This window comes from Desulfosporosinus sp. Sb-LF, from assembly GCF_004766055.1.
GTDB lineage: Bacteria > Bacillota > Desulfitobacteriia > Desulfitobacteriales > Desulfitobacteriaceae > Desulfosporosinus.
In genome coordinates this window covers 283,597-298,591 of record NZ_SPQR01000004.1, presented here as the reverse complement: position 1 = coordinate 298,591, position 14,995 = coordinate 283,597, and the positions used below count along the sequence as shown (strand labels likewise).

The window sequence follows — 14,995 nt, the reverse complement described above, 5'->3', positions numbered from 1 at the left end:
TCAAGAATTAAAAATGCACGAGACTTTTTGTTCCCGGGAAACAATAAATAGAATAAGGGTCAGCCATTCTAGGTGAAGATGAACAGTTAGGGGGATAAGACCCTTATCAGACTTAAATTGGGTAAGGACTAGCTATAGTACAAGTTCGTATCATGGAGCTTTGTGAAAAAATAAAAGCAGGAATTATTAAATTTGCACCGAATAGGGTATATGATGAGCAATTTTTCGTATTGACTGGTTATTAAGAGGAGGTTAATCATGAGTGTCCGCGTAGCAATTACAGGTTTTGGTAGAATTGGTCGACTTTCACTGCGTGCCGCCCTAAATCAATCACTGCCCTTCGAAGTGGTGGCCATTAATGATATGGGAAGCCCCGATATGTTGGCACATTTGCTTAAGTACGATTCGGTTCATGGAATCCTTCCTAATAAAGTGGAAGTCGATGGCCACACAATGCTTATTGATGGAAAACGTATTCAACTTCTTGCAGACAGAAGCCCTCTGAATTTGCCTTGGAGTGAACTCGGAGTAGATATAGTGATCGAGTGCACCGGTCATTTCACGAAACGCGATGCCGCAGCACAACATCTTACCGCTGGAGCGAAAAAGGTTGTAATCTCTTCTCCGGCTAAAAAAGAAGATATCACGATCGTTATGGGTGTTAACGACGATAAATATGATCCACAGAAGCACCATATCGTTTCGAACGCTTCCTGCACAACCAACTGTCTTGCACCGGTTGCTAAAGTTTTAGTGGATACGTTTGGAATTGAACAAGGGATGATGACAACGACCCATTCAGTCACAAATGACCAACGCACTGTGGACGTAAAGCATAAAGACTGGCGTAGATCCCGGGCCGCTTATCAATCCATGATCCCAACAACGACGGGTGCGGCTAATGCGGTTTCCCTTGTCATCCCCGAATTGGCGGGAAAAATGAATGGACTAGCTGTTCGCGTGCCAACACCGAATGTTTCTCTTGTTGATTTCGTTGCTAATTTATCCAGACCTGCGACGAAAGAGGAAGTTAATACTGCCTTACGCCGAGCTGCAGAGGGTAAAATGAAGGGATATCTCGAATATTCGGAATTACCCCTTGTTTCACATGATTATAATGGTAATCCTGCTAGCTCGATCGTAGATGGTTTATCAACCATGATGATTGGAGATCGCATGGTTAAAGTACTGGCTTGGTATGATAACGAATGGGGCTATTCGTGCCGCGTTTTGGATCTTGTGAAGCATATTGTCAACTCAGGCTTGTAAGTTAGGAGGGAATGTTCCATGAGAAGGACAAAAATTGTCTGTACTATTGGTCCGGCAAGTGAGTCCAAGGAAAAGGTTCAAGCTCTTCTAGCTGCGGGTATGGATGTCGCTCGCCTCAATTTCTCACATGGAACCCATGAAGAACATGGTCGTAGAATCGTAATTCTAAAAGAGGAAGCTGCCAGAATAGGGAAGCATCTAGGCATCCTGCTCGATACCAAAGGGCCAGAAGTACGCACTGGAAAGGTTCCGGATGAGGGTATTACTCTTGAAAATGGCTCTGTCTTGAGTCTGGATACAGATCTAAGTCTGGGTAATCAGCAACGGGTCGGAATTACTTATGCTGATTTATGGCAAGAAGTTACCCCAGGTACTCATATCCTCATTGATGATGGTCAAATCGATTTAGAAGTGACCTCTGTAGACAGAGGTATTATTCAAACCCTTATCCGAAACGGTGGAGTGCTTAAGTCGAAAAAGGGGGTAAATGTACCAGGCACCCGAATCGATTTACCGGCTGTCACAGAAAAGGATATAGAGGATATCCGTTTTGGTATTTCTCAAGGGATTGACTTTATTGCCGCCTCCTTTACTCGTAAGGCCTTAGATGTTTTGGCCGTACGTCGGGTCGTTGAGGAAATGGGAGCAGATGTCCATATTATCGCTAAGATCGAAAGCCAAGAGGGGCTGACTAACTTAGATAATATTCTTGAGGTCGCTGACGGACTGATGGTGGCACGCGGAGACCTTGGTGTTGAAATTGCGGTCGAAGAAGTACCTATCAGCCAGAAAGAAATGATTCGAAAGTGCAATTTGTTAGGTAAGCCTGTTATAGTTGCAACTCAGATGCTTGATTCCATGATTCGTCAACCTAGGCCTACCCGGGCGGAGGCAAGTGATGTTGCCAACGCAATTTTGGACGGAACGGATGCCATTATGTTATCGGGTGAAACAGCAGCTGGGCTTTTTCCAGTGGAAGCTGTTCAAATGATGGATAAAATTGCACAACGGACGGAAAAGACGAGTTTGGTTAATCTGGCCACTCGACATACTCAGCTCAATGTTGCCGAGGCGATTTGTTTTGCGAGTTATTCCATAGCAAAAGACCTTGAAGCGGCTGCTATTTTAACGCCGACGCATTCGGGCCTAACGTCGCGTATGATTTCCAAGTATCGACCCATTGCCCTGATTGTCGCTGCAACCCCATTTGCTACCACTGCAAGAAAATTAGCGTTACAATGGGGTGTTCAAGCCTTGCTTGTGCCTGAAAGTTCAGGAACTGATCAAATGTTGTCAGTTGCTGTGAATACCTCGTTAAATCAAAACTATATTCATGCCGGTGATGTGGTGGTTATTACAGCGGGCGTTCCTATTGGTAAGGTCGGCTCTACGAATATGATTAAAGTTCAAATTATGGGAAATATCTTGGCTAAGGGGGTCGGAATCGGACGCAAGTCCTATTCCGGTTGCGCACGTAAAATTAAATTTCCTGAGCAGGACCCTTTTAATGATGGGGACATTCTCATCACAGAATCGACGGACGCGAGTTTTATACCCCTGATTGCCCGAGCTGGAGCATTAGTCGTAGAAGAGGGCGGTTTGACATCGCACGCTGCGATTGTCGCCTTACAATATGGGATTCCGGCGATCGTTGGTGCTCAAGAAGCCTTTGCCATAGTCTCTAATGGTCAGACATTGACGGTCGATGCCTTGAGTGGCATGATGTATGAGGGCTCTGTTAGTATTCTTTAAAGATTACGAGAGGAGTAAGATCGTGAGTTCAGAAAGGCAGAATGAGATTCGTTACTTACTGCAAGAACATGGGATATTAACCGTGACTGAATTAGCGCAGCGGTTTAATATATCTGAAATGACAATCCGCCGAGATCTCAAGAGCCTTGCCACGTTGGGTTTAATTCAACGGGAACACGGACGAGCAATCTACCCTCCGGTACCCCCAAAGGATACCTTATTAATGATGAGAATGGGCGAGGCTGAACGCGAGAAGGCCAGAATTGGCCGTCTAGCTGCTTCGTTGATCTCAGAAGGAGATTCAATTATTTTAGATGCCGGTACTACAACACTAGCGATTGCACAAGCCCTGAATACAAAATGTACTGTGATTACTAATTCATTGCCTATTGCCAGTGTACTCGGTAATTTGGATGAGATTACGTTGCTATTGACAGGGGGAGAAGTTCGAAACGGCACATTTGCGCTTGTCGGGCCGATGGCAAGAGACGTTTTCAAGGGCTTTAATGCCGATAAGTTGTTCTTGGGAGCTACGGGGGTAAACCTTGAACGGGGTTTGTCGACTTCCAACATGTTAGAATCTGAAGTTAAACAAGCCATGCTTGAAGTAGCCAAGGAAGTAATCCTTGTTGCCCATAGTGCCAAGATAGGGCAAGTTAGTTTTCATACGTTTGCCCTTTGGGATCGTGTGCAAACACTTGTGACCGACTCTGGTCTACCTACAAGCATAAGAGCAGAACTTAAGAGTATGGGCATCAACGTTTTAATTTCCTAACTTACGAAGTTCATACATTAGAGCTTTAACCGGTATAGCAGAATAGATATAGTAGTTAAATACAAAATAGAAGGGTGGCAGTGCTACCCTTCTATTTTTGAGTAATTCTCAATCACTCGTAAAAAGCTTGCTGGGAACTGAGCTTCGACCGCAATTTCGAGTGGCTCAACTGGATGCGGGAAGTGCAAAGAAAAGGCGTGTAAGGCTTGACCGGAAATGAGAGCTGAGCTTTTTCCGTACATCCTGTCCCCGATAATGGGGTGTCCTATATGGGTTAAATGAACACGGATCTGATGCGTCCTGCCGGTGGCTAGAGTTAGTTCCAAGAGGGAAGCTCTGGAAAAGCTTTGAACAGTCTTATAGTGTGTTATGGCTTGATCCCCTTTTTGGTTGATCGCACGACGGTTCGGCTTAGTGGGATGGGGGCCAATCGGCGCATTGATTGTGCCGACGGGAGGGTCCAGAATTCCATCCACCACGGCTTTGTAAGTGCGCTTTAGGCTTCCTTCCTTCAGGAATTTCTCTAATTGGGCTTGGGTTTGGCTGTCTTTGGCAAATACAACACACCCCGAAGTCTCTCTGTCCAGACGGTGGATTGGACGAACTGTGCAGATGGCTCCCTGTTGTTGATAATAATGAGCAAGGTAATTGCTTAACGTACCCTGGGAAGTTTGGCCTGTCGGGTGCACCAGAAGACCGGAGGGCTTGTTCAAGACGATTAGATAGCTATCTTCATATAATGGTTCGATTGGCCCTGGCTCTGGTTCGACCCCGTAGGATGAGTCCTCAAGAGTCAAAACGCGCAAAATATCTCCCTTTTTAACGTTCTTTTGCAAGAAGACGGCTTTTTTGTTCAGCAAAATTCCCTTTTGCCGGGTCAGCTTTTGGATTTTTCTTCCCGAATATTTCAGAATCTGTTTTAAGTAAACCTCAACCGTCAGGCCCTGATGCTCCTCAACGATTGGGTATGCAGTATATGACTTCATTTTAGTAATTCCAATCTATTCATTCATTCCACAACATTTCTAATCCATTGATGATATATTTATAATACATAGTTAAAACTTAATATCCGCAACACGTAAGGGGCAAAGCTCCCCCTATATTACCACATATTTCTCATTATCACCAAAAATCCTATCACCGAACTTCTTTTGACGGTACAGTGCTAGGACCTCTGTTCATTTGTATTTTATTTCGAGTAAAAGGGAGATAGTTTCAAATATCTCGGAATCGATTAGATTGTTCTACTACCCCTAAGACTAGTAACAAGAGGGAGTTGATCTCAATTTTATAGCCTGGGAATTAGTGGTATACTAGAGTAGCAAGGTTTGCGAAGTTGAGGAGATGAGTTCAATGAATGACAATAAAATTACCAAATTCGAAAGTGAACTAAGGCTAGCAGAACTTAGCCCCAAGAATTCATTAGTAAAAGCAGGATTTAAAGAGAACATGACCCTATGTGACATTGGCGCTGGTACGGGGGTATTTACGTTTCCTGCCACGGAACTAAGCAACAATGATATTTATGCGCTAGAGATCTCCGATAATATGCTAGAATTACTATCGAGTAGAATGGCTGAGCGCAATATTAAAAACCTCAAACTTAAGAAGGTTGATTCTACGACACTTCCCTTAGATAATAATAGCTGTGACATGGCAATTATGGTCACGGTATTGCATGAAGTAGAAACAAAGGAAATAATGCTTGATGAGATCAAGCGAATTTTAAAGCAAAAAGGAAGGCTTATGATCATCGAGTTTCATAAGAGAAAAACACCCATGGGTCCATCCGTTGACCAAAGGATTTCTGAAGAGTATGTAGAAGAAATAAGTAATAGTAAGGGATTTAAAACCATTAATAAAGTTTCATTAGGCGATAATTTCTATAGCGTAATATTTGAATCAGCTCTGAATTAGGCAAGGCTCGTCACCTTTGGATTTTGGCGGAGTTTTTCAAAGCGATACATAAGGGGCAAGCAAATTGTTAATCGGAGGAAAAAAGATGATAGAGAAGATCCTTATTACTGGCCGCCTATACAAGGTTATGGAGACCCTTTTAGTCGGCAAACTCAATAAAGATTTAAGGTTTTTGCCTGAAGACGGAGTTTCAGAGTCTGACCTAAAATGGGCAGATGCTTTCGTTTCTTTTAGACCGACAGCTAACTTCCAGTTTGGGAATTTGAAATGGGTCCACTCACTTGGGGCTGGGGTAGATGCTTTTCTATTCAATAAAGAATGGAAAAAGGACGTGCTTTTATCACGCACTATATGCTCTTTTGGGCAAAAAATTAGTGAGTATTGCCTTAGTTACGTTCTTAGGGTTATACAGTTCCATGATATGTTTCATCAATCAAAAGAGACTAAACTATTGAAGGTCTTTGAACCGTTCGCTATTTCTACTCAAAAAATTGTTATCTTTGGGACTGGGTCGATAGGCCAAGAAGTTGCCAGGAATTTCAGATTGTTTGGAGCCAGTGTAATAGGAGTTTCACTCAGCGGATCACAGAACGAGCATTTTAACCAAGTAGTGCCCATAGAAAATGTTGGTCATGTTCTAGAAGACGCAAATTGGGTGATTAATACTCTTCCGCTAACACCCAGTACGTTTAAATTATTCAACCATGAAATATTTAAACATTTAAGGGGTGCCTGTTTTATCAATGTAGGTCGGGGTTTATCAGTTGACGAGTCTTCCTTATTTGCAGCACTCGATCATAAAAATTTGCGGTTAGTCGTTTTGGATGTCTTCAGTAACGAACCATTGGCTTGTAATTCTCCCCTATGGAGTCGTGAGGAAATAATCATTACTCCGCATATATCGGCCCTAACGTCTCCTGAAGCGGCTGTTGATTGTTTTCTAAACACCCTTAAAACTATCGAACTAGGAAAGTTTCCGTTAATGAACCAAGTAGAAGTGGATAAAGGCTATTAAACCTGCTCTTGGGATCTTGAAACCAACATGAAAAGAATAAAGCAAGAAGGTTCCAACGAATCGTAGAATTCCTTTGGAAAGAGGGTAAAGAGTGACTAAAAAATCTATCTATGGATTAACCTTTGATCAACTCGTAGCATGGTTGTTGGGATATTCACATAAAAAGTCTCGGGCAATACAAGTCTGGGATTGGCTTTATAGGAAGCGGGTGACCCACTTCTCAGAAATGTTGAATGTTAATCAAGAGTGTCTTCAATTATTAGCGGACCATTTTGTTCTTCAATCATTAAGTGAACACTATAAGCAAGAATCGACGGATGGCACGATTAAGTTTTTGTTCAAGTTGAGAGATGATAATCTGATTGAAACGGTCTTGATGAGGCATAAATTCGGTTTATCGGTCTGTGTTACAACCCAAGTAGGCTGTAACATTGGCTGTAGTTTTTGTGCTAGTGGGTTATTAACAAAAAATCGCGATTTATCGTGTGGCGAAATCGTAGAACAGATTATACAAGTCCAACATCATCTGGATCATGCGAAACAAGATGAAAAAGTGACACACGTTGTGGTGATGGGGATTGGCGAGCCCTTTGATAATTTTAATAATGTCGTAAACTCGTTACAGATTATTAAAGATCACAAAGGACTTGCCATTGGTGGCAGGCATATTACCGTTTCGACCAGTGGCTTAGCCGATAAAATATATGAATTCGCCGATACCAATTTACAGGTGAATCTTGCGATCTCATTACATGCGCCGACGAACGAACTTCGGACACAGATCATGAAAATAAACAGCGCCTATCCAATCGACGTATTAATGCAGGCTGTTGACTACTATTTGAAAACATCGAATCGTAGAATTACGTTGGAATATATTTTACTCAAGGATCTGAATGATCAGAGGGAACATGCCCTTCAACTTGCGGCCCTGATTGGGGATAAGCTACATCTCACAAATATCAACTTAATTCCTTACAATCCGGTGGATGAACATAGTCAATACCAAAGAAGCGAGCAAGAGACGATGCTGGCTTTTTATGATACGTTGAAAAAGCAAGGAATTAATTGCAGTATCCGTCTTGAACATGGGGCAGATATCGATGCTGCTTGTGGGCAGTTAAGAAGCAAAAAAATCAAATCTATGACTCCGTAATGTCATAAATTCAATGGTCAGTTGGTTAGAGGTTTCTGAAAAACTTGAAACAGAGTATTCTAACCCTAAGAGGCTACCACTATTTAAACGTGGTAGCCTCTTTTATAAAACGCTTTTTTTAGAAGATAACGCCTAAAGCGATAAGAATCAAAATAGCTACTGCGATAATTCCCACGCCCAAGCCTACGCTTACACCTACACCTACACCAGCATAACCCATTCCGTACATAAGAAGTTCTACCTTTCTATGGTTTCTATTGTTAGAATACGATTCCCATTGCGATCAGAAGAAGAATTATTACCACAACTGCAGCGATTCCAGCGCCAAAGCCTTTCCCGCAGCCGCAAGCAGCTCCATCAACAACGTTTCCAAATGCCATTTGCATTTCCTCCCTTTCCGGTGATACGACATAATATGCAGCATTTGAGGTATGTGGAATAATATGGTAAAAATTAAACGGCCAATAAAGAGGTTTATGAGCGGTACTGCGTAGGAGTGAATTCAGTCGCTAGAAAGATGATCCAGAGAGTGTCATACCTACTAGAATACCCTAAATTTGGGTGATGTCCTATTTTAACATCAATTGTTAGCTCAACATAGGATATAAAAAAAGGGGGGCTTTAACTTGCATCATGACCACACTCCAGGCCAATCGCCTTGCCCAGTTTTAAGAGAGGGTTCCTCTGGTCCTGCCGTCAGAAATTTACAACATCACTTGATAGCTGCCGGTTTTAACCCGGGAAAAATTGACGGGATTTTTGGACCGATGACCAGAGCAGCTGTGATCGCTTTTCAAGGGAGCATGAACTTGGTTCAAGATGGAATCGTCGGTATCAAGACCTGGACTGCTCTTGGCGTAAACTGTCACATACCACCGGTCAACCACTGTCCGACTCTTGCAATAGGGAGTTCCGGGCCAGCAGTCGTAAAGCTCCAAGGGTTACTAAAAACAAGAGGATTTTACACAGGCAACGTTGATGGGATTTTCGGACCAATAACTAGAGCAGCTGTAATATCGTTTCAAGGGAGCATGTGCTTAGTCCAAGATGGAATCGTCGGTATCAAGACTTGGACCGCTCTTGGAGTAAATTGTTTTTAGGAATATAGAATATTTGAAGAGAGGTAAGTGATTACCTCTCTTCAAATATTCTTCAGCAGACAAGGGTTATAACAAACTGTAAAAAAGTTTGTTATAACCCTTGTCTGCTGAAAAGAAGTGGGAGAATGCTATATCCTAGGAATGTCGCGAATTAATAATCGGAGTGAGTGGAATAATAAATCAAAAATGGAGAGGGTATCATGCCTGAAATACCTGAGATGGAGATATACAAAGACTATTTGAACCGATGTGTTAAGGATAAACGGGTTGACGCCGTTAATGTCTTACGAATTAAAAGCGTTAACATAGAAAGTACGGATTTTTGCAAGGTCGTTACCGGAAAGCTTATCAAAGATATCATTCGTAGGGGCAAATACCTTGTTTTTCAGCTTGATGATGGCCATTTTCTCCTGACACATATGATGCTTGATGGTAGGCTTTTTTATGTACCCCCAGAAAATGTAGAAACACTTTATGGGCCTATTGCGAACCCATCGAAAAAGGCCGTAATTTCTGAAATTGTCCAGAATAATGTAGAGGATTTACGACAAAGGATTAAGGAACTGCCAGGAAAGGCAAGCGTTGTATTCGGTTTATCGGACGGTTCAATGCTCTTATTCTGTAGTCTCACATTGGGTTATTTACATTACCTTGCGCAGGAGCAGCTTGAGACAAAATTGCTCAAACTGGGAAGCGACCCCTTAGACCCTAACTTTAATGCCCAAGGTTTTGCTCAATTGCTTGATGGTAAAAAGGGTATGATTAAGCCTTGGTTAATGAATCCCAAAAATATCGCTGGAGTGGGTAATGCCTATTCAAATGAAGCTTTGTTTAGTGCGGGCATTTTGCCGACTCGATCGATTTCTAGGATAGATTTAGCTGACAAGATGACGTTATATCATTCCTTGGTCTCCGTTCTTCAGGATTCTATCCGTCTTGGAGGAGATATGGAGGAACATTTTGCACCATGGGATGATTTTACCGGTGGATATAACCCGTTTTTTAAGGTTTATGATCGGGCCGACAAACCGTGTTTAGTTTGCCACGAGGCTATCCAAAAGGCCGAGGTTGGGGGACGAAATGCGTTTTTTTGCTCGCATTGCCAAACATAACAAGGGTAATTTGCATCAGAAATGAAACGAATGGAAACATTAGTTATGACCTTTAATTTAGTATTTATAAGTTCGCGTAAACACTATTGTAATAAATAAATAAAGGTGGTTGAACATCATGAACATCGAGAAATTATCGGAGAAAATCGTGTATATGGATGAAAACCTTACCAAGAGGATTCTTTATAATGAAAGTAGAATTCTTAACTTTGTTCTAAATTTTAGACCTGGCCAAGGAGTACCTCCTCATAATCATGAAGAAAGCGACCTTCTAATTCATGTACTTGTTGGGCAAGGACAAATGGGGGTCGATGGGACAAATCATGAAATTACTCAAGGTGATGTAATACACTGCAAGGGTTCGGAAGTATTTAGTCTCACAAACACTGGAGATAAAGATATGACATGTTTCGTGGTCCTTGCGCCAAATCCATCACCTGTTTATTCTATAGAAGTATAAGCACGACAAACAACGTCGTGGCCTGAAGGTATAGGTGGGATAATGGGTAGAGTTATTATTGTTGAAGGAAAAACTGATAAACTGCGTTTGCTGGAGCTTCTGGATGAACCAGTGGAGATCGCTTGCACCTATGGGACGTTGGGTCTGGTTAAGTTGGAACAGTTAATCGCGGAGTTTAGTGATGATGAGGTTTGCATTCTCCTGGATGCTGATGATTCAGGCGACAAGGCCAGGCGTTTATTTAAGCAAGAGTTTCCCAACGTTCGTCACATGTACACCCATCGAATGTACCGCGAAGTAGCGACGACCCCATTGAACGTTCTGGCCCAGATTCTTGAGGGCGCTCACTTTGCAGTTAAACTACCAGACGGTGAGGAATTAACGCAGCCCAGAACTCGTCTGGGTAACAAAGATAGAAACGATAAGGCGCGGAGGTACTTCTCGGAGGAGTCATAAAGGGGCTCTAGTTTGCAATCGGAAATTTAGATAGGGAAAGGCCTATATCAATGCCCCAATGTGATGGGGGCTTTCGTAATGAGGTTTCAAGGCGAAATGCAAATGCCCATCTCCATTCTTCAGGTGTAAAGATAAGAAACTTAGAATTCTCTACGAAGAGATGTAGAGTTTAACAGCATATATCTCGAACTTTTCACCTGCGGCTGCTACTCCCGGCAGGTCTCTTACGGCGACTGCACTTGCATTCTTTTTCCCTTCTTTTCGACAATATTATACCATAGGAGTACTCCGCTTTGTAGCGGAGCTTTTTAGATTCCATAAGGGTATAAGCAAGGGTAAACGGGTACAATAAGAAAAAATGAGCAACAATGCCCAGGTGAAACTTTAATAAACATTGTTCAATTAACAACACTGGGGAGGGATGAGACTTGTCCGCTTCGGAAAGTTTTTATCAATGGGCTCAGAGCAAAGGGGTATCCAGGCGGGATTTTCTAAAATTTTGCACTATAACGGCGGGTTTACTCAGCCTTGACATAGGGGCAGTTCCTAAAATAGTGCAAGCTTTAGAGTCGAAGCCTCGGATGCCCGTAATCTATCTTAATCTTCAAGAGTGTACTTGTTGTGGTGAGTCCTTTATTCGTTCTGCTCATCCATTAGTGGCTAATTTGATTCTTAATATGATCTCGTTGGATTATATGGAAACGCTTCAAGCCGCTGCAGGGGAGCAAGCTGAGGCAGCCAAACAGAAGACAATGCGCGATTATCGAGGAAAGTATTTATTAGTCGTGGAGGGAAGTCCTACCCTAGGGGATGGTGGAGTCTATTGTACCATTGGCGGTAAGACCGCTACAAGTGTTCTCCAAGAGGCTGCTGATGGGGCAGCGGTTGTTATTGCCTTTGGGTCCTGCGCTACGAACGGCTGTATTCAAGCTGCTTACCCTAATCCTACTGAGGCGGTTCCTGTTCGAAAGGTTGTCCGAAATCGACCGGTTATTGATGTGCCCGGTTGTCCTCCAATCGCAGAAGTAATAACTGGTACTATTGTGTACTATCTGACCTTCGGGAAGATCCCAGAATTAACGAATTTAGGTCGGCCTAGGGCTTTCTATGAACACCGCGTCCATGACAATTGTAATCGGAGGGCTTTTTTTGACGCGGGACAGTTTGTGGAAGCCTTCGATGATGCAGGCGCCAAGCAAGGCTGGTGTTTGTATAAAATGGGATGTAAAGGACCTACCACCTACAATGCTTGTGCTATTACCCAGTGGAATGATGGTGTGAGCTATCCCATTAAATCCGGTCACCCTTGTATTGGATGTTCTGAGGGAAATTTTTATGATAATACCCCTATTTACACCCACCTTGCGGCAATTCCTAATAATGTGATCGGTAGGGGGGCTGACAAACTGGGCTTGGCAACCTTAGGTGTAACTGGGGTAGGAATTTTAGCCCACGCTGGGGCTACTGCGGTCGTTAAGGGAAACGAAAAGAAAGAAAAATAGTAAATTAGGAATTGAAAGGGCTGGGTATATGTCCAAGCGAATTGTCGTTGATCCAATTACTCGAATAGAAGGGCATCTACGCATAGAAGCTGTGGTTGATGGTACTAAGATTACCGATGCTTTGAGTTCAGGGACGGTATTTAGAGGAATCGAAAAAATTGTGGAAAATCGAGATCCGCGGGATGTTTGGGCATTTGTCCAACGAATTTGTGGAGTTTGTACGCATATTCATGCTATTGGTTCAATCCGGGCAGTGGAGGATGCTTTAGATATCCGGGTCCCTAAAAATGCGAACTTAATCCGCAATATCATGACAACGGCTCAATTTGCTCATGACCATGTGATCCATTTTTATAACTTACACGGATTTGATTGGATCGATGTCGTGAGTGCCTTGAAAGCTGACCCGCAACAAACCAGTAATTTAGCCCAAAAAATCTCCAGTTGGCCTAAATCCTCTGTCGGTTATTTTACGGATATCCAGAAAAAATTTAAAGACTTTGTCGGTAGCGGTCAGTTGGGTATTTTCGCAAATGCTTACTGGGGTCATCCGGCTTATCGTTTGCCACCAGAAGTGAACCTTTTGGGTGTTGCCCATTATCTTGAAGCCTTAAATTGGCAAAAGGAAATTGTGAAGATACATACTGTATTTGGGGGTAAAAACCCTCATCCTAATTATTTAGTGGGGGGGATGGCTAGTGCTATTAATCTCGATGACAACGATGTCATCAATATAGAACGCTTGAACCTTGTAAAAGCAAAAATCGAGGAGGCTCAGACGTTTGTTGATCAGGTTTTGATTCCGGATTTGTTAGCGATTGCCGGTTTTTATAAAAACGATCTTTATGGGGGCGGGGTTAGCAACTATTTAGCGTATGGCGGGATTCCAACGACGGATATTCGGGAGGCGGATAGTTATTTGTTTCCCGGAGGGGTTGTTCTCGATAGAGATCTCAGTAAAGTCTACGATGTTGATCTTAAGGATCCAAAACAAATTCAGGAGTTTGTCTCCCATTCCTGGTATCAGTATGATGATATACATAGTGGCCTTCATCCTTGGCAAGGTAGGACAGATCCGCATTATGACGGTCCTCGTCCCCCCTATACCACGTTAGACGAAAACAAGGGCTATAGCTGGATAAAAACCCCTCGTTGGCAAGGGCATGCCATGGAAGTGGGTCCGCTAGCACGTTTTGTTGTCGGCTATGCTCGCGGGAACCAAGAAATTAAGGAACTGGTCGATAGTGCCTTGCGTAAACTCGATTTGCCGGTCTCAGCTGTCTTTTCGACGTTGGGTCGAACCTTAGCAAGGGGGTTAGAAACAAAGTTTTGTGTTGACCACTTGGCAGGTTTTTATGCGGAACTTATTGCCAATCTTAAAGCGGGGGATAGTACCGTTTTTAACGGTCAAAAATGGGAACCGAAAACCTGGCCAAGCCAAGCGCAGGGAGTGGGTATTTGTGAAGCACCTCGTGGAGCGTTAGGACATTGGGTTAAGATTAAGGATGGTAAAGTGAGTGCTTATCAGATTGTGGTTCCATCGACTTGGAATGCGTCCCCACGGGATGCCCAAGGACAAAAAGGAGCCTATGAGGCATCGTTGTTAGACACACCTGTTGTGAACACAGATCAACCCTTAGAATTATTACGGACCATTCACTCATTTGATCCTTGCTTGGCTTGTGCAACCCACTTGATTAGTCCCAATGGCGAGAAATTATCATCAGTCCTTTAGAAAAGGAAGGGATGTTCTATGAATTCATTGAGAAGTCCTATTTATGTTTGGCAGCTTCCAGTGCGGCTATTTCACTGGATAAATGCTTTGGCAATCACGATTCTCTTTATAACAGGGCTCTATATTGCCCACCCTGTTTTAGCGCCGCAGGGTGAGGCTACCCTGCATTTTGTGATGGGAAGGGTACGATTTTGGCATGGCATTACATCCTTTGTTTTTAGTGCGAATTTGATGTTCCGAGCTTATTGGTTTTGGGCAGGAAACGATTACGCTAGATTTGGATTTTGGCGACCAGGTTTTTTGCGCGATGCGTTAAAAACAGTCCGATATTATTGCTTTATTAGTAAGGAACATTCACTTAATGCAGGGCATAATTCGATCGCTCAGTTAATGTACTTTATTTTCGTATGGCTCGGGGGATGTATGATGATTTTAACGGGTTTAACCATGCGAGGGGGTGGGGATCCTCAGGGAATTTGGCAAAGTTTATTGGGGTGGATTGTCCCAGGCTTGGGTGGAGAATATCAAGTTAGAAGTTTGCATCGTTTGATATCCTGGGGATTTTCCATCTTCGTCTTGGGGCATTTATACATGGTCTTTAGACAGGATATTTTAGATGATGATGGTACTGTGTCTTCCATGCTTAATGGCTATAAATTCGAATTGGTCAATTCTGAGGGAATTAAGAAGGATGATGCTTTGAATAATAAGAAGTCTCATGTCAAATAATATGTCTATGTGAA

The 14,995-nt window shown here is 42.9% G+C and carries 13 protein-coding genes and 1 pseudogene; 13 read left to right on the top strand and 1 reads right to left on the bottom strand.

Annotation, left to right across the window (positions count from 1 at the left end; genetic code table 11):
• Window positions 1-258: 258 nt before the first annotated feature.
• The 3 genes from gap to E4K68_RS07825 are packed head-to-tail and all read left to right on the top strand — an operon-like array spanning window position 259 to window position 3,796.
• Window positions 259-1,269, top strand: a complete 1,011-nt coding sequence (gene gap, locus E4K68_RS07835) for a type I glyceraldehyde-3-phosphate dehydrogenase (RefSeq protein ID WP_135378378.1) — start codon at window positions 259-261, stop codon at window positions 1,267-1,269.
• Window positions 1,270-1,287: 18 nt separating this feature from the next.
• Entirely contained in the window at window positions 1,288-3,021 is a 1,734-nt protein-coding gene (pyk, locus tag E4K68_RS07830) for a pyruvate kinase (protein WP_135378377.1), read from the top strand.
• Window positions 3,022-3,043: 22 nt separating this feature from the next.
• On the top strand, window positions 3,044-3,796 hold the full coding sequence (locus E4K68_RS07825) for a DeoR/GlpR family DNA-binding transcription regulator (protein WP_135378376.1): 753 nt from the start codon (window positions 3,044-3,046) through the stop codon (window positions 3,794-3,796).
• Between the two features lie 83 nt (window positions 3,797-3,879).
• On the opposite strand, the gene E4K68_RS07820 is transcribed toward E4K68_RS07825, so the two are convergent.
• Window positions 3,880-4,782, bottom strand: coding sequence for an RluA family pseudouridine synthase (locus E4K68_RS07820; protein WP_135378375.1), 903 nt, complete (start codon window positions 4,780-4,782; stop codon window positions 3,880-3,882).
• 370 nt (window positions 4,783-5,152) lie between these two features.
• Here E4K68_RS07820 and E4K68_RS07815 point away from each other — a divergent pair, with 370 nt between their 5' ends.
• The 10 genes and pseudogenes from E4K68_RS07815 to cybH all read left to right on the top strand — a co-directional run bounded on the left by E4K68_RS07815 (window position 5,153) and on the right by cybH (window position 14,981).
• The gene (locus E4K68_RS07815; protein WP_158291392.1) at window positions 5,153-5,716 is read left to right on the top strand and encodes a methyltransferase domain-containing protein; all 564 of its coding nucleotides are present in this window, start codon (window positions 5,153-5,155) and stop codon (window positions 5,714-5,716) included.
• An 85-nt stretch (window positions 5,717-5,801) separates the two neighbouring features.
• On the top strand, window positions 5,802-6,731 hold the full coding sequence (locus E4K68_RS07810) for a D-2-hydroxyacid dehydrogenase (protein ID WP_135378373.1): 930 nt from the start codon (window positions 5,802-5,804) through the stop codon (window positions 6,729-6,731).
• A gap of 91 nt (window positions 6,732-6,822) precedes the next feature.
• Window positions 6,823-7,887 (top strand): 23S rRNA (adenine(2503)-C(2))-methyltransferase RlmN, encoded by a 1,065-nt coding sequence (rlmN, locus tag E4K68_RS07805; protein ID WP_135378372.1) that lies wholly within the window; start codon window positions 6,823-6,825, stop codon window positions 7,885-7,887.
• A gap of 626 nt (window positions 7,888-8,513) precedes the next feature.
• The gene (locus tag E4K68_RS07800; RefSeq protein WP_135378371.1) at window positions 8,514-8,987 is read left to right on the top strand and encodes a peptidoglycan-binding protein; all 474 of its coding nucleotides are present in this window, start codon (window positions 8,514-8,516) and stop codon (window positions 8,985-8,987) included.
• Window positions 8,988-9,187: 200 nt separating this feature from the next.
• The gene (locus tag E4K68_RS07795) at window positions 9,188-10,099 is read left to right on the top strand and encodes a DNA-formamidopyrimidine glycosylase family protein (protein WP_135378370.1); all 912 of its coding nucleotides are present in this window, start codon (window positions 9,188-9,190) and stop codon (window positions 10,097-10,099) included.
• A 118-nt stretch (window positions 10,100-10,217) separates the two neighbouring features.
• A complete protein-coding gene (locus E4K68_RS07790) occupies window positions 10,218-10,559 on the top strand; it encodes a cupin domain-containing protein (protein WP_135378369.1) in 342 nt (113 codons plus the stop codon).
• Between the two features lie 42 nt (window positions 10,560-10,601).
• A pseudogene (locus E4K68_RS07785) lies at window positions 10,602-10,928 on the top strand (toprim domain-containing protein); the annotation flags it as partial.
• A 515-nt stretch (window positions 10,929-11,443) separates the two neighbouring features.
• A complete protein-coding gene (locus E4K68_RS07780; protein WP_135378368.1) occupies window positions 11,444-12,517 on the top strand; it encodes a hydrogenase small subunit in 1,074 nt (357 codons plus the stop codon).
• Window positions 12,518-12,545: 28 nt separating this feature from the next.
• Window positions 12,546-14,252, top strand: a complete 1,707-nt coding sequence (locus E4K68_RS07775; protein ID WP_135378367.1) for a nickel-dependent hydrogenase large subunit — start codon at window positions 12,546-12,548, stop codon at window positions 14,250-14,252.
• 18 nt (window positions 14,253-14,270) lie between these two features.
• Complete coding sequence (gene cybH / locus E4K68_RS07770) at window positions 14,271-14,981, top strand: Ni/Fe-hydrogenase, b-type cytochrome subunit (protein ID WP_135378366.1); 711 nt, start codon at window positions 14,271-14,273, stop codon at window positions 14,979-14,981.
• Window positions 14,982-14,995: the final 14 nt, after the last annotated feature.